Annotated in this window: 18 protein-coding genes; 14 read left to right on the top strand and 4 right to left on the bottom strand. The window is 49.0% G+C overall.

From position 1 onward, the window contains the following. The first annotated feature begins 172 nt into the window (after positions 1–172). The 6 genes from EJP77_RS10890 to EJP77_RS10865 all read left to right on the top strand — a co-directional run bounded on the left by EJP77_RS10890 (position 173) and on the right by EJP77_RS10865 (position 6,452). Positions 173–1,399, top strand: a complete 1,227-nt coding sequence (locus EJP77_RS10890; RefSeq protein WP_185897313.1) for a phenylacetate--CoA ligase family protein — start codon at positions 173–175, stop codon at positions 1,397–1,399. A 17-nt stretch (positions 1,400–1,416) separates the two neighbouring features. Continuing rightward, complete coding sequence (sbnA, locus tag EJP77_RS10885) at positions 1,417–2,412, top strand: 2,3-diaminopropionate biosynthesis protein SbnA (protein ID WP_127199256.1); 996 nt, start codon at positions 1,417–1,419, stop codon at positions 2,410–2,412. Beyond that, positions 2,400–3,368 (top strand): 2,3-diaminopropionate biosynthesis protein SbnB, encoded by a 969-nt coding sequence (locus EJP77_RS10880; protein ID WP_127199255.1) that lies wholly within the window; start codon positions 2,400–2,402, stop codon positions 3,366–3,368. Before sbnA ends, EJP77_RS10880 begins: the two co-directional genes overlap by 13 nt. 136 nt (positions 3,369–3,504) lie before the next feature. After that, positions 3,505–3,735 (top strand): MerR family transcriptional regulator, encoded by a 231-nt coding sequence (locus EJP77_RS10875; RefSeq protein WP_127199254.1) that lies wholly within the window; start codon positions 3,505–3,507, stop codon positions 3,733–3,735. Between the two features lie 185 nt (positions 3,736–3,920). Next, positions 3,921–5,258 (top strand): glycosyltransferase family 2 protein, encoded by a 1,338-nt coding sequence (locus tag EJP77_RS10870; RefSeq protein ID WP_127199253.1) that lies wholly within the window; start codon positions 3,921–3,923, stop codon positions 5,256–5,258. Between the two features lie 255 nt (positions 5,259–5,513). Then, positions 5,514–6,452 carry a hypothetical protein gene (locus EJP77_RS10865; protein ID WP_246021864.1) on the top strand — a complete coding sequence of 313 codons (939 nt, stop codon included), beginning with the start codon at positions 5,514–5,516 and terminating at the stop codon, positions 6,450–6,452. A gap of 104 nt (positions 6,453–6,556) precedes the next feature. Here EJP77_RS10865 and EJP77_RS10860 read toward each other — a convergent pair whose 3' ends face one another. Further along, the gene (locus tag EJP77_RS10860; protein WP_127199252.1) at positions 6,557–6,790 is read right to left on the bottom strand and encodes a hypothetical protein; all 234 of its coding nucleotides are present in this window, start codon (positions 6,788–6,790) and stop codon (positions 6,557–6,559) included. A gap of 29 nt (positions 6,791–6,819) precedes the next feature. Further along, entirely contained in the window at positions 6,820–7,575 is a 756-nt protein-coding gene (locus EJP77_RS10855) for an SDR family NAD(P)-dependent oxidoreductase (protein ID WP_246021863.1), read from the bottom strand. A gap of 247 nt (positions 7,576–7,822) precedes the next feature. Between EJP77_RS10855 and EJP77_RS10850 the strand changes: the two genes are divergently transcribed. Continuing rightward, on the top strand, positions 7,823–9,085 hold the full coding sequence (locus EJP77_RS10850) for a PQQ-binding-like beta-propeller repeat protein (RefSeq protein WP_185897312.1): 1,263 nt from the start codon (positions 7,823–7,825) through the stop codon (positions 9,083–9,085). A gap of 110 nt (positions 9,086–9,195) precedes the next feature. Here the strand turns inward: EJP77_RS10850 and udk are convergent, their stop codons facing one another. Beyond that, positions 9,196–9,831 (bottom strand): uridine kinase, encoded by a 636-nt coding sequence (gene udk, locus EJP77_RS10845; RefSeq protein ID WP_127199250.1) that lies wholly within the window; start codon positions 9,829–9,831, stop codon positions 9,196–9,198. Positions 9,832–10,074: 243 nt separating this feature from the next. On the opposite strand from udk, the gene EJP77_RS10840 reads away from it, so the two are divergent. Together EJP77_RS10840 and EJP77_RS10835 are read left to right on the top strand one after the other, a co-directional pair. Beyond that, positions 10,075–11,184 carry a threonine aldolase family protein gene (locus EJP77_RS10840; RefSeq protein WP_127199249.1) on the top strand — a complete coding sequence of 370 codons (1,110 nt, stop codon included), beginning with the start codon at positions 10,075–10,077 and terminating at the stop codon, positions 11,182–11,184. Positions 11,185–11,353: 169 nt separating this feature from the next. Then, positions 11,354–12,544 carry a cytochrome P450 family protein gene (locus EJP77_RS10835; RefSeq protein WP_127199248.1) on the top strand — a complete coding sequence of 397 codons (1,191 nt, stop codon included), beginning with the start codon at positions 11,354–11,356 and terminating at the stop codon, positions 12,542–12,544. An 86-nt stretch (positions 12,545–12,630) separates the two neighbouring features. Here the strand turns inward: EJP77_RS10835 and EJP77_RS10830 are convergent, their stop codons facing one another. Further along, positions 12,631–13,665, bottom strand: a complete 1,035-nt coding sequence (locus EJP77_RS10830) for a LacI family DNA-binding transcriptional regulator (protein WP_127199247.1) — start codon at positions 13,663–13,665, stop codon at positions 12,631–12,633. 448 nt (positions 13,666–14,113) lie between these two features. Between EJP77_RS10830 and EJP77_RS10825 the strand changes: the two genes are divergently transcribed. The 5 genes from EJP77_RS10825 (at position 14,114) to EJP77_RS10805 (ending at position 20,155) form a co-directional block, all read left to right on the top strand. Beyond that, positions 14,114–15,076: an ABC transporter permease gene (locus EJP77_RS10825; protein WP_127199246.1), complete on the top strand. Its 963-nt coding sequence runs from the start codon at positions 14,114–14,116 to the stop codon at positions 15,074–15,076. 15 nt (positions 15,077–15,091) lie between these two features. After that, entirely contained in the window at positions 15,092–15,973 is an 882-nt protein-coding gene (locus EJP77_RS10820; protein WP_127199245.1) for a carbohydrate ABC transporter permease, read from the top strand. Positions 15,974–16,033: 60 nt separating this feature from the next. Then, positions 16,034–17,623 (top strand): ABC transporter substrate-binding protein, encoded by a 1,590-nt coding sequence (locus EJP77_RS10815; RefSeq protein WP_127199244.1) that lies wholly within the window; start codon positions 16,034–16,036, stop codon positions 17,621–17,623. 26 nt (positions 17,624–17,649) lie between these two features. Beyond that, positions 17,650–19,164, top strand: a complete 1,515-nt coding sequence (locus EJP77_RS10810; protein ID WP_127199243.1) for a glycoside hydrolase family 32 protein — start codon at positions 17,650–17,652, stop codon at positions 19,162–19,164. A gap of 112 nt (positions 19,165–19,276) precedes the next feature. Next, a complete protein-coding gene (locus EJP77_RS10805; RefSeq protein ID WP_127199242.1) occupies positions 19,277–20,155 on the top strand; it encodes an ROK family protein in 879 nt (292 codons plus the stop codon). The last annotated feature ends 68 nt before the right edge of the window (positions 20,156–20,223 follow it).

Here is a 20,223-nt window from a genome sequence, read left to right as displayed (position 1 = left end):
TTTCATACTCTCATCGAATGGTAATTCTTAAGTTCAACCTATATGGCGTAGACTTCCGGTCCTTGTTCATCTTATGGGGGCAGCAGCTCGTATGTGTTAGACCAGAACCTAGCGGCAGGGGGATGCATACGCTACAAAGTGAACGAAAGTGAGCTGTAAGGAGTGTGCTGTGATGAATATGCCCGCCTGGGTGGTGGAGATATGGAACTGGATGAACAAGTCGTTCCCCTGGATTCAGTCGCGTTCGGGGAATCCTTCGGGACCCAGTCCATTTAGTGAATTGAATCAGCCGCTTCTGGTGACGGCGGAAGATCTGGAGACTTACTATTATGGCCCGGACTTTCCGTTCCCGGAGCAGTGGCAGCTGCACATGTACCAGACGTCCGGAACAAGCTCCGGACGGCGTAAGCGGATTTATTATTCAGATGCCGATGAAGCGGCCTATCTATCCATCAAGGAAGAGGTATTCCGGGCTATTTTGCAGGGGAACAGCTATCGGAGCGCGCTGTCGGATATGGGGACAGGTCATGCCGAGGCAACGGCTCTCGCTGTCTTCCGGGGACTTGGCATGGAGGCGGATTCCATCTCTTTCCGGCTGCCTGTAGAGCAGCATCTTGAGAAGCTCTCGGCGATGAAGCCGGAAGTTCTGTATACGATGCCATCTATTCTTGACCGCATCATCAAGGCGTCAGGAGACCCCAGCTCCTACGGGATAAAGCAGGTCATCCTGGTCGGGGAGATCGCTTCGCCGGGTTGGATCCAGAGAACCGCACAGCAGCTCCGAATCCCGGCAGATCGGATTACCGATACGTACGGCTCCATTGAAGTTGGAACCATCGCTTATTACTCTTATGCCCATGATCGTTACATCGTGACAGAGGGGCTGTGGGCGGAGGGAATTGATACGGAGGAGCTAGGTGAGGATCTTCAGCCCCTGCCTGAGGGGGAACAGGTACTGGTTCTGACTTCTTCGGTTCGGGAGGCTTTCCCCGTTGTGCGGTATGTAACTTATGATGTAGTCCGGGATCTGCGGCCGATCCTGGTGGACGGCTGCCTTAGGCAGAGCTTCAAGAGCCTGGTCCGGCGAATCGGCCCCGATCTGAAGCATGGGGAGAAGATCAGCATCTATGACATCGAGAACGTGGTGTATGCGCATGCGGGCAAGGCAGGGTTAGCTGTAGAGGTTGCGGGAAATACACTCCGCCTTCACATCGATAGTGAAGAGCTTAGCCCTGCGCTCATGAAGCAAATCGGCCATGAGGTTGAAGGCCGTATACCGGAGCTTGGTGAGATGATCCGATCGGGTATTTTAGGCGAGATTCAGGTTCTCCGTGGCCATGGACCGGCCAATGGCAACAGGAGCAGTGCGGTAAAAGGCAAGCGAATCTGGTACAGCTAAAAAGGGGGCTTTGTATCATGAGGCTGAGTGGAGGAATTGCCGACATTATTGGCGGCACACCACTGATTCATTTGGATAGGCTGTTCAACAATGAGCCTTACACAGTCTATGGCAAGCTGGAATGGATGAATCCCGGCGGAAGCGCCAAGGATCGTCCGGCTCTGTTCATGCTGAGAGAGGCGATTCTCCGCGGAGACATCACCGAGGAGACTGTAGTTGTTGAGTCGAGCTCGGGTAATCTTGCGATCAGTCTGGCGCAGCTGTGCGGTTATCTAGGGATCCGGTTCATCTGTGTGGTGGATCCGAGAACGACAGAGCAGCATAAGAAGATTATTCGAGCGCTGGGCGGCGAGATTGATCTGGTCACCCAGCCCGACCCGGCTACGGGAGAGTATCTACCGGCAAGACTCCAGCGGGTACAGGAGCTGATCCATGAGCTTCCCCATGCATACTGGACCAATCAATATGCGAATCCGGATAATGCTCTGGCCCACAACCGGACTACGATGAAGGAGATTGCCGACCGGATTGGACCTATTGATTATCTCTTCTGCGGTGTGAGCTCCTGTGGGACCCTGCATGGATGTGCGGATTACATCCGTGAACAAGGGTGGGATACCCGAATTATAGGGGTGGATGCGCTGGGCAGTGTAATTTTTGGCGGCGACAAAGCTCCTCGCAAATTCCCGGGCCTGGGATCGGGCATTGTACCGGGTCTGTACCGCAATGATCTGGCGGATGAAGTCGTATATGTGACCGATCAGGACTGTGTACAAGGCTGCCGGGAGCTGGTAAGCAGGGAAGCCATATTGGCTGGAGCCTCATCAGGGGGTGTCATCTCCGCCGTCCATAAGCTGAAGGCATCCATTCCTGACGGCGCAATCTGCGTATGTCTCCTGCCTGACCGGGGAGAACGGTATTTGGACACGGTGTTCAATAAGGAGTGGGTACAGAAGGAGCTTGGCATGCCTCCGGCAGGACCCGAGGAGGCAGGCGGATCATGCTCTATCTAAATGATGGACATATTCGGGACATCGGGTGGGATTGGTCCCGGTTGACAGATATTATACGTCAGGTGATTACCATACAGGATCAAGGAGAGACGGTGCATCCCTTGAAGCCGTACCTCCGGTTCGGCGACCCAAGCAATCGGATTATCGCGATGCCTGCCTATGTCGGGGGTGATCTTCAGCTTGCGGGGATCAAATGGATCGCGAGCTTCCCGAAGAATCGCAAGGTCGGTCTGCCCCGTGCCCATAATTCGATCATTCTGAATGATACAGGTACCGGCCGGCCGCGGGGGTTCCTGAAGAGCAGCCTGCTGAACGGGACCCGTACGGCTGCCGTCAGCGGGGTGATGCTTCAGAGCTATTTGGAGATGCGGGACCCCGAAAGCGTCAGTGTCGGAATTGTCGGATGGGGACCGGTTGGACGGCTTCATCTGGAGATGTGCGCAGAACTGCTTGGCAGCCGATTGAAGCAGGTGTATCTGTACGATCTGGAGCCCATTCAGCTGGACACAATACCAGAGGCCTTGCGTTCCAAAGCAGTGATTGAACAGGACTGGCGCCAGGTCTACCGGAAGTCCGATGTATTCATGACCTGTACCGTGTCCGAGCAACGCTATATTGATGAGCGCCCAAGAGAAGGTGCGCTGCTGCTCCATGTCTCGCTCAGGGATTATCTGCCGGAGAGCATCCGCCATCTTAAGGCTCTGGTTGTAGACGACTGGCAGGAAGTGTGCCGGGAGAATACCGATATGGAGCAGCTTCATCTGCGCCATGGTCTGCAGCGGCAGGATACGATCACCTTGGCTGATGTGGTTCTTCGTCAAGGACTAAGCGGGTATGGTGCAAGTGAGACGGTATTATTCAGCCCCATGGGTCTTGGTATATTTGATATGGGTGTGGCTGGATATTATATGAAGCAGGCCGAGGAGCTTGGACTCGGTACGGTCCTTGAGGATTGATTAGCGCATCCGCTTGGCTTGGATAGAGTATAGTATGGGCATTCATAACCTTGTTTAGGTAAGCCATTATTGTTCTGATATAATAAATAAAATAGTCAAGAATCGTATTGGCTCGGATAAGGAAGGTTGCCCATCTATGCAGGTATTCGAGGACTTCAATCTAAAGGTGAAGAAGACATTTAATGCAACAAGCAAGGAAGAAGTTCTCACAGTGACCGAAGCGGGAAGCCGGCTAGGCCTCTCCAAGGATCAAATGAAGGCTTATGCGGACAAAAACAAGCTGACCAAAGTTCCAATTATGCGCAGCGTGCATAGATACCTTTTGCTTAAGAGTGAAGTAGATGAGATTGTCAAGAATCAAGGTTAACAGTGGAAGTGACGAGAATGAGCCCGCATTGGGTCTCATTCTTATTTTTTTCCATAAATAGCATGGAGTTATGTCGAATTTTAGCATATATTGTAATACAATAACTTAACGTCTTTCCCAATAGCATGAATGTAAGAGGAAGACTCTATTAAATACTTATACAAGAATTGGGGAAGAACAGTCTAATGCGTTTGAAGAGAAAAGCTCGAAGTAGTAATCGCCCAAGAAGGTACATTTCCGTACAAAAGAAATTTTATTTCAGTCACATCCTCGCTGCGGTATGGATGATCGTCTCGATTGTCCTGTCCATCCCTTGGGTGCAGGATCTGGGTTTATTGTTCACCCTGCCTGCTGCTTTGTTCATAGTGATTGGCATCTCCTATATTCCGGGATATATGAACGCTTTTATGATCTCAAGTCTATTATTTGATAGACAGCCGAAAGTAAAGGACCAGGACCCTTCAGAGCCGATTACCATTCTGGTAGCCTGCTATAACGAGGAGGCGGGTGTCGCGGACACCCTGCGGTATATTGCTACCCAGGATTATCAAGGAGACATCCATGTCATTGTCATCGATAATAATTCGTCTGACCGGACTGCAGCGGTTGCGCTAGAATCGGGGGAGAGCTTAGGGCTAAGCCTGAGGGTAATTCATGAAAGCAAGCCTGGGAAGAATCACGCGCTGAACTCCGCGTTACCCCATGTCCACACCGAGTTGATGATTACCTTGGATGCGGACACTTTGCTGCATAAATCAGCCCTCAGGTATCTGGTTGCGAGATACGTATCCTCTCCAAGCGATGTCTGCGCGGTTGCAGGGGCTGTCCTTGTCCGTAACAGCAGGGGCAAATTTCTGGCGAGAATTCAGGAATGGGACTACTTCCTCGGGATTGCAAGCATCAAACGCCTGCAAGGGTTGTTCCAGGGAACTCTTGTTGCCCAAGGGGCCTTCTCCCTGTATAGAACCCAGAGTGTTATTGAAGTGGAAGGCTGGCCGGATGCGATTGGCGAAGATATTGTGCTGACCTGGCGTTTTCTAGGGAAGGGCTGGAAAGTATACTTTGAACCTTTGGCCGTGGCTTTTACGGATGTACCGGAGGGTTTGCATCACTTCTTCAGACAGCGCAGCCGCTGGGCCAGGGGCATGATTGAAGCTCTAAAAGTGGTCAAGCCCTGGCAGCAGCCGTCTCCTTATACCCGATACTTAACTTTTTGCAATCTGTTCATGCCTTATCTGGATGTGATCTATACCCTGGTGTGGTTGCCGGGGCTAATTCTGGTGTTCTTCGGTTACTACTGGATTGTCGGGATTGCGACACTGCTTGTGCTTCCGCTCACCTTCTGTGTGAACTTCATTCTCTACGCGTATCAGCGCAGTGTGTTCAGGAGGCTGGACCTCAGAATACGTAAAAATGCTACCGGTTTCTTCGCCTACGTGCTCCTGTATCAGATCATCATGAGTCCGGTTTCGGTGTGGGGATATTTGCAGGAGGCGTTCAAAGTGAACCGGGTGTGGAAATAACCGCGTACTTATCAAGCAGCAAGGCACCTGAGAAGGTGCTTTTTTGCTGCGGCAGAACAAGAAATAGCGGCACAGATCGGGCCGCGCCACAGGTTTTTTTGCCCGGGAAAAGAGACTCAGTCTATTACTATACGCGTACTTCTATAGATCTACCGAACATTTCCTGTTTGGGCCTATATTCTTTTGGTTATTCACTTGTTAATACTGTGTTAACATATGAACGGATGAGACATGCCGACAGGGGGAGAGAGAGAGTTGGAGTTAAGGAAGTGGACTAAGCAGGGAATACTGGGGTTATTGAGCTTCATTCTTGTGTGTGGAACGTTCTTGGGAACAGGGGGGAAGCCAGCCGCGGCGGCAGATTCATATAACGCATTCAGAAATGCATCGGTTAAGGGTCCGCTTATCGCCGGGTTGGGAGAAGGCAACACCTGGGTGCCACAGGGTCTGGCATTAGTTCCCTCGAAGGACTGGGTGATTACCTCCCACTACCGGGGTCAGGAGAACAGCTGGCAGGTATCGGGTATCGTAATCACGAGTACCACAACGAATAAGCGGATCAAGACGCTGTATCTCTATGATAATCCTATCATTCCGCATATGGGGAATGTCGGGGGTCTAGCTGTAAGCAAGAACCATCTATGGATTGTCTCGGGATTTACGATCTATAAGATTCCACTCAGTACGCTTTCGGAGAAAAAGGACAACAGCCGGGTAATGATGACAGGTTATGAGGTGAATCATAAGGCTTCTTATGCCGCCTATTCGGATGGGGTCCTGTGGGTTGGTGAGTATATGGACGGCAAGGATAGTGGGAAAACCACCTGTGACGCTGGTCCGAACGGCAGATTGTACGGCTACAAGCTGAATTCCAGCGATGATCTTTCTGCTAAACCGAAGGCTTCGTACACCCGGGCCACCCCGGACCGGATCCAGGGTCTGGCTATATCGAAGGACTACATCGTGTACAGTCAATCCTGCGGTCGGGATGTATCCAGCAAGCTGCTGTTCTACCCGGGAAGTAACCCGGCCAAGAAGCTCCGCTCTGTGACGCTGCCTCCTATGGCTGAAGGAATCTCGTTCTCGGGCAGCGTTCTATATACTCTCTTTGAGTCTGGAGCGTCTAAGTATAAAGGAAGCCCTTATCCACTCAAGAATATATACCTGATCAACACGAAAAAGCTGAAAATATAGATTAGCTTGTGACCAAAAAGAGGTGTCCCGGGCAGCCATGGCGATGGCTGCTTGGGACACCTCTTTTCTTATGGAGCACAGCTCACGTAATTGTTGCGCAGATTTCACGCTTTCAGATAATCGATCATCATATTCTTCAATAGGGTAAGCTGCCGGGAGGATTCCAGGTCGGAATCCAGGAGAAGGAAGCTGGCTTTAAGTGAGAGCTTCTTGGAGAACAAGCCGAAGGCATTGAACTTCCTGTCGATGGCGGTGTGACTGCGAAGTAACCCTCGGCCCTGCGGCAAATAGGCAGGAACAAGAGATGTAGACAAGCCCAGTATTTGGCAGTTGGCCAAGTACCGGGCTTGTCTCGTCTTACTGCTTATTAAATTACATAAGGAGTCGCTTCCATCGTCTGGGCCTTAGCCACGGCTTCCTCAAGGTTCATGCCTGTGAAATTCTGAGCGTGCAGGAATCTGCCGCTTTTCTTATCATCTACGAAGGCGCCTACAGCGATACCGGGAATAACGGTATCCACGGAGTTCGGAGCCTGCGGCCCTCCAAGATCCGTTCTGCACCAGCCTGGATTAGTCAGGCTGATAACGACATCGGTTTCGTCGATACGGGAAGCCAGATCCTTCGTGAATTTATCCAGCGCCGCCTTGCTTGCCGCATAGCCGGCTTGCTCAGGTTCATTCTTGATTCCGCTGGTTGTATTGATCACCCGACCGAAGCCGCGCTGAATCATCTTGGGAATCAAGCGGTTGCAGATCGTTACGGGCGCGATAAAGTTAATTCGGAAGCTCATGTCGAAATCCTCCACTGGCGTATTCCAGTAGTCTTCTCTATAAGCAATTTGCACGGCTGCATTATTGAAGACGATATCAACAGCAGTTCCTTTAGCCTCAATTTCATCCAGCATGGCCACCACTTCATCGTGATTGGCAAGTTCCGCCTGCACACTATAAGCTTCGACGCCAAGCGCTTTCACCTCATCTTCAACCTTGCTGGAGTGCTCAAGGCTTCTGCTGTGAAGGATAAGATTACATCCCTGCTTGGCCATAAACAGGGCGGTCTGATAACCAACACCCCTGCTCGCCCCTGTAATAAGAGCCCATTTACCTGATACATTTACCATCATTAAGATCTCCTTTGATATGGTTTGAACTTGTACTTCTTAAGTTCATTCCAATAGTTAGTATGGTTCCTGGCAGTCTAGATCTTTATAGATATTAGAGCAGTAAGTAAGCGCTTACATTTCAGTAGTATTGTAGCATATTTAATGTGTGGGATGTTAGGAAGGGTAGTAGGAATCCAGACTAGGGTTGACGAACTATAAGTATAAGCTAAATATGGAAGAAGCCCTATTCTCTCAAAGGATGTGCGAAATGAAAAAGGTACTGTTAAGATTGGGGATTTTGAGTATTGTATTAATGGTGAGTATGGGTGCAGCGAGTCCGAAGAACCCTTTGGATATTACCCAGAACCTGCCTATCAAGGATGACCGGGGGAAGCCTTGGGTCTTAAAGAATTCAAGTGAATACAAAATGAAATGGTCGATGACCGATCCAAGTCCCTTTCAAAATTACGAACTATACGAGGGGCCAAAAGGATTGATGTATATTAAAAGTTTTGATGACTTAATGTTGGTCAATCCCTTAACTGGATCAATAGTATGGAAGAAGCCATTAAAAACGGGTAGTGAACTTCAATCTACAATAGGCAGTGATCATACATACTACAGAGTTTCTTCCACAGAAGGTAAGCTCCTATCAAAAGATGTCTATCGTACAAACGTTACGCGTTATGATGTTACAGGTACGATGAGAACACTATCATCAATCGAGATGCGAATTGTTCCATGGTCGGAGGACAGTTCAGGTTTCTCAATAATAGATGCAGGGGATTCCCAAGGGAATTATCTTGTTATTTCGGATAAGGGCCTGCTGTCTATTAAGCCAGACGGTACGACCAACTGGTTAATAGGTACAATTCCTACTAAGGATGGAAGTTTAGACACAACTAAAGCTCAATCGATCCTTACTGACAATGAGGGAAACATTTATTTGAAGATAGATGAGACTCTTGTGTCACTAAGTGTAAATGGAACTGTAAATTGGGCGCGTAATTATCAGTTGAAAAATAGTAATACATTCTACTATGCCGATGGAGCAGGCATCCTGGGTGAATATACCTACTCCGATGACTTTAGTCTTCAGCACACGAAGCTTTATAAGATGACCGACCAGGGTCTGGTACAAATAACTGATCCGGCGGTTATAAACCAGAGAATGACAAATAGTGATCGCCATGGCGGAGTATACACAGTCAATGATAAGAATAATATCCTTACCAACGAAAATTACTCAACGGGGAAGCCTAAATGGACTTATCAATTAGGGAAGTTTGAGAGAAATAGCGGCATGAGCTTATTCAGCGGCAGCTTGGATTCCGACAACAAGGGTAACGTATATTTTGGAACTAATGCGGGAGCGGTGTACTCGCTTGATTTTACTGGAAAGCCAAGGTTTGTGCTCTGGATGTATAACAATGATTTGTCCTACCCCGAGATTTATGCGGTTAATGAGAATCTGGTAGTCATGAGCATTAATAACCATGTCATATGTATCGAGAAGAAAACCAAGAAATAAGGATAACTAACAAAAGGGACGTCATCATGACGTCCCTTTGATTGTTCTGCATTACATGCCAGAACGGTCTGGATTATGCAGCCGGTGGCCAGCTGAGCTTGAGTTATGCTTTAGGCTTCGCCCCAGGTACGGTCTCCAGTAAGGTATTTCTCGGTCAGTACTGCCAGCAGCTGAATTCCAACTTCGTTCTCCCCGCCTTCAGGGATAATCAGGTCGGCATACTTCTTGGATGGTTCGATAAAAGCCTCATGCATAGGCTTGACCGTAGCCAGATACTGCTGGTGAATCGATTGAATCGTTCTGCCGCGCTCCTCGATATCCCGAAGCACCCGGCGCAGGATGCGCACATCAGGGTCGGTGTCGACGAATACTTTAATATCAAGCTGCTCACGGAGCTTCTCATCAGACAGCACATGAAGTCCCTCAAGAATGATGATATGATTCGGCTTGAGTTCCACAGACTCCACAGTGGAACGGGCATGAACGGTGAAGTCATATACCGGGGCGTGAGCGGGCTGGCCCTCTTTCAGAAGAAGAAGATGCTGGATAAGCAGCTCGTTATCAAAAGCGAAGGGGTGATCGTAATTGATCGCCTCCCGTTCGCTCATACTGAGATACGAATGGTCCTTATAGTAGTTATCCTGAGATATAAAAGTTACTTTATCTGAGCCAAGACGGTGAATGACAGAGCGGGCAACGGTTGATTTGCCTGAGCCGGTGCCGCCGGCGATACCAATGATAAGCATGGTGATTCAATTACCCTCCCTAAGATGCTGCAATTTCAGTATTGTAGCACAACGCTTAACTTTTTTCATCTCGTTAGGGAGGGGGGAGCATGGCAGTTTTTTGAATATTATAGGACCCTGGAAAAACGGCCGTATAAGGTCGTGCCTATTGCTGTCGTTTTGCTTAACTGCACAAGGTGATTTACGATGGATAAGGAAGAATTGACACGATAGTATCGATACATTCGAGAGGGGCTATAAATCATGAGCAGCATAACTTTAGCAGAAGCCTTTGCGGGAACAGCCTATCCGGTGCCAGGACATGGAGTGCGTAACGTGAACGTGCTGATAGAAGCACTCGCCCATATGGATGGAGAACTGGACAGTGATGTTTATGGTACGGGTAAGTTAATAGAAGATTTCCAACATAAAATAGCTTCTTATCTAGGCAAAGAGACCGCCGTATTCTTCCCAAGCGGAACGATGGCGCAGCAGATCGCCTTGCGAATCTGGTGTGATCAGAAGGGTCTGCGGCGGGTCGCCTATCACCCGCTCTGTCATCTGGAGATTCACGAGCAGGATGGCATGAAGGAGCTTCATCAGATTGAGCCGGTGCTGCTGGCCGGGAAGGACAGGCTGATCAAGCTCGAAGATATCCTGGAGATGAAAGAGGACATTGCCTGCCTCCTGCTCGAGCTGCCTCAGCGTGAGATCGGCGGAGAGCTGCCCGCCTACGAGGAGCTTGAAGCGATCGCCGCTTACTGCAGAGAAAAGGGGATTAAGCTGCATCTGGACGGAGCAAGGCTGTTCGAGATCGTGCCTTACTATCAGCGCTCCGCGGCCGAGATCTGCTTGCTGTTCGACAGCGTATATGTCTCCTTCTACAAAGGCATTGGCGGCATCGCCGGAGCCATCTTGGCGGGAGATCAAGCGTTCACAGAGCGCTCCAAGGTATGGAAAAGACGACACGGCGGCGATCTGATCAGCCTGTATCCATATATCCTCAGCTCCGAATATTACTTCGACCAGCGCATTGGCCGCATGGAACAGTATTATGAGGAGGCCAAGGAGCTTGCAGCCCTATATAACCAGTGCCGCGGCGTCACCACCCGTCCGTTAATGCCTGTATCGAATATGTTCCATGTTCATGTTGAGCTGGACAAGGAACAGCTTGAGCCGCTGCTGATCAGCCTTTATGAAGAGACGGGGATCGGACTTACGGCGAACCTCCGGCCTTTAGGGGAGAAGGGCTGTTATTTCGAGATCAGTGTAGGTGACCGATACACGGGAGTGCCGAAGGACAGGCTGCGGGGAGCCTTTCAGCTGCTGGATGAGAAGTTAAGTGAGCTTGGAGAATTTGGACGGACCCGATAGTACGGTTGTGGATTAAGCTTGGATTCGGCTTCTCTGTAGGTTGGCGCTTCTGCTGGGCGGCGGCCCAGGTTTTTTGCAATTCCCCCAATATCCTGACTATACTATTTATACCAAGTCTTAACAGACGTGGGCTTTAGTAAATAAATCGTGTGCGGGAGGGGAATGAGCGTTGAGTTCAAATGAATCCGTAACCAGTTCTCTATTTACGAAAGAATTTACGAAGAATCCTTACCCGGTCTATGCCCAGCTGAGGGAGATGGACCCCATTTACAAATGTATTTTTCCACAAGGCAGTGAAGGCTGGATGATCACGAGATACGAGGATGCCGTAGAGGCTTTCAAGGACCCGAGACTCAGCAAGGATGTGGTCAAGCACGGGGGTCAGAATGGACATCAAAGTATCTTCGCCCAAAGTATGCTATTCTCTGATCCTCCGGATCATAAGAGGCTGCGGGGGCTGGTGCAGCAATCCTTCACCCCCGTTATGATCGAGGGAATGAGAGGGCGGATACAGGAGATTACGGATGAGCTTCTGGATGGGTTTAGGGGTAGAGATGAGATCCATCTGATTGATGAATTTGCCTTCCCTCTCCCGATTATTGTGATATGCGAAATGCTGGGGGTTCCAGCCGAGGACCGGGACAAATTCCGCCTGTGGTCGAACACCTTAGTCGGAGGATACAGTGAAGAAAATGCCGGCAAGTTGAAGCAGCATATGGATGAGTTCGTTCAGTATTTGGGAGCGATGTTCAATCGGCTGCGGGCGGAACCGGGGCAGGATATGATCAGTCAGCTTATCGCAGCCGAAGAGGAAGGCGACAAGCTTACGGAGCAAGAGCTGTACGGCGTCGTAGCCCTGCTGATTATTGCGGGACACGAGACGACGGTGAATTTGATCGGCAACAGCATCCTCTCCTTGCTTCAGTACCCGGATCAGCTTGAGCTTCTTGTACGTCAGCCTGAGCTTATTCATACCGCAATTGAAGAATCGCTTAGATTCAATGGCCCGGTTGAATTTAGCACCGGGAGATGGGCAAGAGAGGATTTTAATTTCAAGGGGAAGGAATTCAAGAAAGGTGACCTCGTTATCATTGCGCTGAATTCAGCCAATCATGACCCAAGTCAGTTTGAATCTCCCGATGTATTTGACATCACCAGGGAGAAGAGTCCTCATCTGGCTTTTGGGAAGGGCATCCACCTCTGTCTTGGAGCACCGCTGGCCCGGCTTGAGGGTGAAATCGCAATTAACAGCCTATTGAAGCGCTATCCTAATATGAAGCTGAATGCCGAGCCTGGTGAACTGGAGTGGAGACCGGGTATGATCGTAAGAGGAGTAAAAGAAATCCCGCTGCTCTTATAATTATTAATCCCCTATCCATTCTTCGAAGGCACTATATACAAAGAGACACCCGAATTTCGGGTGTCTCTATTTGTTATGAATGGCAGCTACTCTAGTAGGCCTGTAGAGTCCCTGAAGATCGGCTCGGTCCGTACGTGAGTGATCTGGTAAGGGTGAGAGGGATCCTTGACCCTCGATAAGAGCATTTCCGCAGCGGTGATCCCCATTTCGTTATTGAAAATATGCACCGTAGTCAGGTGTGGCTCTACAATGCGCGACTCGGGCGCATCATCGAACCCGCATACCCTAACCTCACCCGGGATCTGTACCCCTCTATTCTTCAGCGCCTTCATTAAGCCCACTGCAAGGAAATCATTCGCACAAATGAAAGCGGAGGGCAGCTCTTTCATGCCTTCCAATTGTTCACTCAGCCAGCTGTCACTGAAGAAATGGTCCTGATCAATAATGCAGTGAGACAAATTAAGCTGCCGCTGCGCTTCGATCAGTGCCCGATTGTAACCCACCCATCTCTCATTGAAGGACTTGCAGTGGTTGTAGTCCCCTACGAATCCTATCGTTTGGCAACCGCTTTCAATAAGCTTCCGGGTCATGAAGTAGGTACTGTGCTCATTCTCCATGAGCAGCAGATCGGCTTTAAGATCAGGGTAAAAGATATCCGCAGCACAGTCTATAAATATCGTAGGCAGCCCTAAGCTGCTGACGAGTTCGCTATATTGACTGTTGAACATCTCTATGCAGATGATGCCGTCCACTTTGGAAGTCTCAAAGTTGTTGGGCAGCGTGAGCGTACTGATTTCGGCTTCCCGAACAATATGAATCGATAAATTATAACCTTCTGCACTAATTCTCTTCTCAAGTCCGCTAATCAGAAATGAACCAAAGTGCGAACTGTTTGGCAGGTTACATGTCAGCAGGGCGATGTTACCTGGATTCTTGGGAAGGAGGCTCTCCGTTTCGACATAAGCGAATTGCTTATATTTCAGCTCAATGGCCCGCTTGATCACTTTGTTGCGGGTCTCGGCAGGGATACTGTCACTCCCATTCAGTGCTTTGGATGCGGTATTTCTGGATATCCCCAGGGAATCGGCAATATCCTGTATCGTAATTTTTTCTTTGGCCATAGTTAGATCTTCCACCTTTACTAATAACAACCGTCGAGTAGGGCTAACAATTATCTATGTTAAATGTATAATAGTTCAGGTTAAATAGCAACATGAAAGTTACAAATGCACAATTTGATATTACATATATAATCAAAAACTTAATCGCTGATTTTAATTTACAAATGTATGTTTTTTATTTCCGAAAATATCCAAAATGAGTAAGCTAAACCCTATTAGAATCCAAGAATTAAGGTGATTATATCGGATTTAGGGTGCAGGAGTAGACACAAAGTGAGAAATTTATTCTTAAATGAACAATTTAACTTGTCAAATGCGCAAAAATAATTTTACAAAAATGTATTGACTGTTGAATTTATATTTGGTAAATTGTAAAAACAGAAGCGAAATGAAAGCCCTTTCTTGTGTTCAAATGTAAACCTGATGAGGAAGATTGGAGGTAAGGGGATTGCAAAACCTGGTGGAAGTCGATAAAAGAGCGGCTGTACCTAAGAGAGAGAGTACTGCCCGAAGTAAATTAGCGTTTATCCGGAAGAACTATTTTCTGTATGTACTGTTAGCACCCGCATTAATCCTTACGCTTATTTTCAAGTATGTTCCGATGTACGGGGCTATTATTGCGTTTAAGGATTTCAGTCCGATGAAAGGAATCATGGGGAGTGACTGGGTCGGCTTTAAATATTTCGAGAAATTCATCACGGCTCCCAACTTTGAAGTGCTCCTGATCAATACGCTGAAACTTAGCTTATATGGGCTAATTCTTGGGTTTCCGGTACCGATTATACTGGCCCTGATGCTGAATCAGCTGCGTAAATCGGCAGTGAAGAAGAATGTCCAACTTGTCCTCTATGCGCCGAATTTCATCTCGGTTGTCGTTATCGTGGGCATGCTGTTCGTCTTCTTGTCTCCGACGGGCCCAATTAACCATCTCATTACTTCAATCACCGGACAGCCCGTCATGTTCATGACGGAACCTGAATACTTCAGGTGGGTGTATATCTTATCCGGCATCTGGCAAGGGGCAGGCTGGGCATCCATTATTTATGTAGCTGCTCTCGCCAATGTGGACCCTGAGCTGCATAATGCAGCCAGTCTTGACGGAGCAAATCTCCTTCAGCGTATTCGGCATATCGATCTGCCGACGATTAAGCCGATCATGGCGATCGTATTTATTCTCGCCGCAGGCGGCATTATGTCGATCGGTTTCGAGAAGGCCTATCTGATGCAGACTTCCTTGAACCTACCGACATCTGAAATCCTGCCTACCTATGTATATAAGATAGGTTTGCAGTCAGGCAACTACGCCTACTCGGCCGCTGTCGGACTATTTAACTCCGTCATCAACGTCGTTCTGCTTATCACCGTTAACTTCATAGTCAAGAGACTTAATGAGGGAGAAGGACTCTACTAGGAAAGGAGCGATCTCATGATTATCAAGCATTCCCGGCTTGACCGGTTCATTCTTGCAGTGAATTACATTCTGCTTTGTCTCGCTGTGCTGATTATTGTTCTTCCACTCGGTTATGTCGTCATTGCTTCATTTATGAATCCAACCGTGCTGCTGAATAGCGGAATTTCCTTTCACGTCTCTGACTGGAGCTTGGAAGGTTACAAGATGATCTTAACCAATCCGGCCATGATCCGGGGCTTTGGCAATGCGGTATTCTATTCGATCAGTTTTGCACTCATTACGGTGACGGTCTCTGTCTGTGCAGGCTACGCCCTTTCTGTGAAAGAGATGGTTGGCCGGAAATTATTCATGACCTTGTTTGTGATCACGATGTTCTTCGGGGGTGGGCTTGTGCCAACATACCTGCTCGTGAAGAATCTAGGCATGCTCAATACGGTGTGGGCGATTCTGGTCCCTGCTGCCGTAAATGTTTGGGATATTATTCTAGCCAGAACCTTTTTCCAAGGGGTTCCGAAGGAATTGAAAGAAGCGGCTAATGTTGACGGAGCTTCTGATATGCTGATCTTCTTCAAGATCGTACTGCCGCTATCCAAGCCGATTATCTTCGTCATTGCCTTGTACGCCTTCGTGGGTCAGTGGAACTCCTATTTCGATGCCATGATTTATCTGGATAATCCGAATCTGCATCCGCTTCAGCTGGTTCTAAGATCGATCTTGATTCAGAATCAGGCAGCATCCGGTATGATCGGTGACCAGTTAGCCATGGCGGAGCTCAAGCGTCTCTCTGAAATGATTAAATATTCGTCTATTGTAATTTCGAGCTTGCCATTGCTTGTGATGTATCCTTTCTTTCAAAAGTATTTCGAAAAAGGTGTCATGGTGGGTTCACTCAAATAGTGACCAGCTTCGACATATAGCGTTACGGATTTTTACCCTATATAAATTGGAGGTCATGGTATGAAAAATGTAAAAACAGTCTCCGTATCCGTTCTCGCAGCTGTGCTGCTGTTGTCCGGGTGCAGCAGCAACAGCAGTTCTTCACCTGAAGGAAGCGGTGGCGGCGCGAATGGCAAAGTCACACTGAATTTCTTGACCCAGAGCTCGGCGCTTGCTCCTGCAGACCCGAATGAGAAGCTGGTTAACAAGCGATTGGAAGAGAAGACAGGTATTCATATTAACTGGAAGAACTACACCAATGACGTATTTGTAGAGAAAAGAAACCTCGCGATCGCGAGCGGCGATCTCCCGGATGCTGTGTTCGATGCAGGCTATACGGATTATGACCTTCTGAAGCTGGGTAAAGACGGAGTTATTATCCCGCTTGAGGATCTAATTGAGAAGCACATGCCGAATCTCAAAAAGGTACTAGAGGCGGCACCAGAATATAAGGCGCTTATCACGGCTCCTGACGGGCATATCTACTCCTTCCCATGGATTGAGGAGCTTGGAACAGGCAAGGAAGCGATTCAAGCCGTCGACGATCTCCCATGGATCAATGTGGAATGGCTGAAGAAGCTGGGGCTGAAGATGCCAACAACTACGGAAGAATTGAAGCAGGTTCTAATTGCTTTCAAGACCAAGGACCCGAACGGAAATGGGAAGGCCGACGAGATCCCGCTGTCATTCATCGATAAGCCGGGCGGCGAAGACCTGGCCTTCTTATACGGCTCATTTGGACTTGGCGAGAATGGGGATCATGCGGTAGTGACGAACGAGGGCAAAGTTGTATTTACTCCGGCCGAGAATGGATACAAGGAAGCCGTTAAATATATTCATGATCTTTATCAGGCAGGACTGATTGACGTGGAGTCCTCACAGCAAGACTGGAACACCTACCTAGCCAAGGGCAAGGACAATCGTTATGGTCTTTACTTCACCTGGGATAAATCCAATATTACGGGTATGAATGACAAGTATGAAGTGATGCCGCCGCTGGCAGGCCCTGACGGCCATGTGAATGTGGCAAGAACCAACGGAATGGGATTTGACCGCGGGAAAATGGTCATTACAAGTGCCAACAAACAGCTCGAAGCTACAGCGAAATGGGTAGACCAGCTCTATGATCCGCTGCAGTCAGTACAGGACAACTGGGGTACCTACGGGGATACCAAGCAGCAGAATATTTTCGAATTAGACAAATCCAAGAATATGCTGAAGCATCTGCCTCTAAAAGGTACTGCACCAGTCGAATTGAGACAGAAGACAAGTATAGGCGGCCCGTTGGCCATCTTGGATGAGTATTATGGCAAGTACACTACGAAGCCGGATGACGCTGCCTGGAGAATGGATATTCTCAAGAAAGTCATGGTTCCGCATATGCAGGCAGAGCACAATATGCCGAAAGTGTTCCATTCTATTGATGAATTGGACCGCTTGACGACCATCGAGACTGACCTGTTCGCTTATGTGCTGAGAAAGCGCACGGAATGGTATCAGAATGGGAAAGTGGAAGAGGAGTGGCCAGATTATTTGAAGGAGCTGGATCGCCTGGGGCTTCAGGAATGGCTGAAGATCAAGCAGTCAGGATATGACAGAAGCACAAAATAAATCAATTGTTTAAGAGGTGCAAGATTATGAATGTTAGTTCTATACAGAAGTACCGCCCGGCGTATCACTATTCTCCCGCTGAAGGATGGATGAATGACCCAAATGGAATGGTGTATTTCGGCGGGGAATACCACCTGTTCTATCAGTATACGACCCATGGAGCGAAGCCTGACTTCGCTAACATGCACTGGGGACATGCGGTCAGCAAGGATCTACTCCATTGGGAGGAGCTCTCTGTTGCTCTAAAGCCAGATGACAACGGCGCGATTTTCTCAGGCAGCGTTGTCGTCGATCAGGATAACAGAACCGGCTTCTTTAATGAGGAGGGTTCCGGTCTAGTTGCGATCTATACGAATGCTGGAAATAAGACGATACCTGGGAAGGACCAGGTTCAAAGCATCGCTTACAGTAACGATAACGGAAGAACATGGTCCAAGTACGATGGAAATCCGGTACTGCTTCCAGCAGATACCGCCGATTTCCGGGACCCTAAAGTATTCTGGTATGGCCCGTCCTCGGAATGGGTTATGACGCTTGCAGTCAAGGACAGGGTGGAGTTCTATAAATCTCCGAACTTGAAAGAGTGGTCTTACGCCAGCTCATTTGGAGCTGAAGTTGCAGGTTCTCATCGAGGCGTGTACGAATGTCCCGATTTGGTCCAGATTCCGGTTGACGGAGATCCGAGTAACACAAAATGGGTGCTGATCGTCAGTGTAGGTGACCGCAATGGAATCAACGACAGTGATCCTGAGCCTCCGGCAGGCGGATCAGGTATTATGTATTTCGTAGGTGAATTTGATGGAACAACCTTTATACCGGACGATCAGGTGACATCAGAGGGCGATATAAGGTGGGTGGATCACGGCTCAGATTGTTATGCCGCTGTCACTTGGAGTAATATGACTACTGAAACTGGAAATCCACTCTGGTTAGGCTGGATGAGCAATTGGAGATACGCCAACCTCACTCCAACGGTGGACTGGAGAGGTGCCATGACGATTCCGAGAGAGCTTGCGCTGGAGACAAGAAGCGGGAAGGAGACCCTCGTTCAGCGGCCTGCACGGGAACTGGGACAACTCGGGGCTCCGGTTGTGTCACTTAAGGAAGTTAAGGCCTCCGAAGCGCAGTCTGCCTTATCCGCACTGCAGCTGGACAGTTATGTAATTAGGGCTGAGCTCGATGCGAAGGAATCCCTTGCCTTCAAAGTCCGGACTTCGGCGGACCAGGAGACGGTTGTCGGGTATGACTCTGGACTTAAGGAGCTGTATGTGGATCGGACGAGGTCGGGACAGGTAGAATTTCATGAAGATTTCGCTGCTCGCCATACTGCGGCGGTAGCTGAGCCGACAGACGGAAAGCTTGATCTCCTGGTGTATGTGGATCGTTCATCCGTGGAGGTATTCGCAAGCAGAGGGCAGGCGGTGATCACGGATTTGATCTTCCCGGAGCCGAGTGCCAAGGGACTCGGACTACTTACAGAGAAGGGCGACCTCAAGCTGCACTCACTCGAAATTCATGCGCTGACTTCGGAAGTCCGATAGCAGCAGGTATATGAGATGGGCTGCCCCGTTAGCGGGCAGTCTGTTTCTATTGTTTCTTATATAGAGTTAAGTCACAATGAAAGATAAGAAATAGAAAGCAGGAGGGATAGGTATGCGTATAGGTGCGATTGAAGCCGGGGGGACGAAATTCGTCTGCGGGATCGGCAATGAAGAAGGGATCATCGAAGACAGCGTAAGTTTCCCAACGGAACGGCCGGAAGAGACCCTGGACCGCGTCATAGCTTATTTTGAAGACAAGCAGATCGAAGCGATGGGGATCGGATCCTTTGGACCGATTGATCTTGATCCAGCCAGTCCGACTTATGGATATGTGACAACCACCCCGAAGCCGGGTTGGGCTAATTATGATTTTCTCGGTAAGCTGAAGCAATCTTTCCCTGTACCTTACGGCTGGGATACGGATGTGAATGCAGCTGCATTTGGTGAAGCCAAATGGGGGGCAGCTCAGGGGTTGGACAGCTGTGTCTACTATACCATTGGTACCGGTGTGGGCGTGGGTATCTATGCAGAAGGCAGACTGGTTCATGGGCTGGTCCATCCCGAAGGCGGGCATGTGCCGGTGAGACGTCATCCAGAGGATACATTCCAAGGAATATGCCCATTTCACGGGGATTGTCTGGAGGGAATGGCGGCGGGGCCTGCACTTGAAGCGCGCTGGAAGGTGAAAGGGCATGAGCTTCCAGAGGGGCATGAAGCCTGGGAGATGGAGGCCTACTATATTGCGGGGGCGGTAACCGGGGCCATCCTGATGCTGTCACCAAAAAAAGTCATTCTTGGCGGCGGAGTCATGCAGCAGGCTCAGCTCTTCGGATTGATTCGGGACCAGGTCAAATATAACCTGAATGGTTATGTTAGCTCAGAAGTATTATTGAATCATTTGGATAGCTACATCGTTCCTCCGGGTTTAGGAAATAGGGCTGGCTTGATAGGGGCCTTGGCACTGGGGGCTGAATCACTTAGACAGCGATAGGAGAAGCCTCAATTCCTATTTAGTTCCTTTTGGACTGTTTAAATTTTCCTCTCCCGTATTAAATATAA

Origin of the sequence: Paenibacillus zeisoli (assembly GCF_003994465.1) — a bacterium.
In the GTDB taxonomy this organism is placed as follows: domain Bacteria; phylum Bacillota; class Bacilli; order Paenibacillales; family Paenibacillaceae; genus Fontibacillus; species Fontibacillus zeisoli.
Note: the sequence above shows the minus strand (reverse complement) of the source record. Positions and strands in the feature narration are given on the sequence as shown.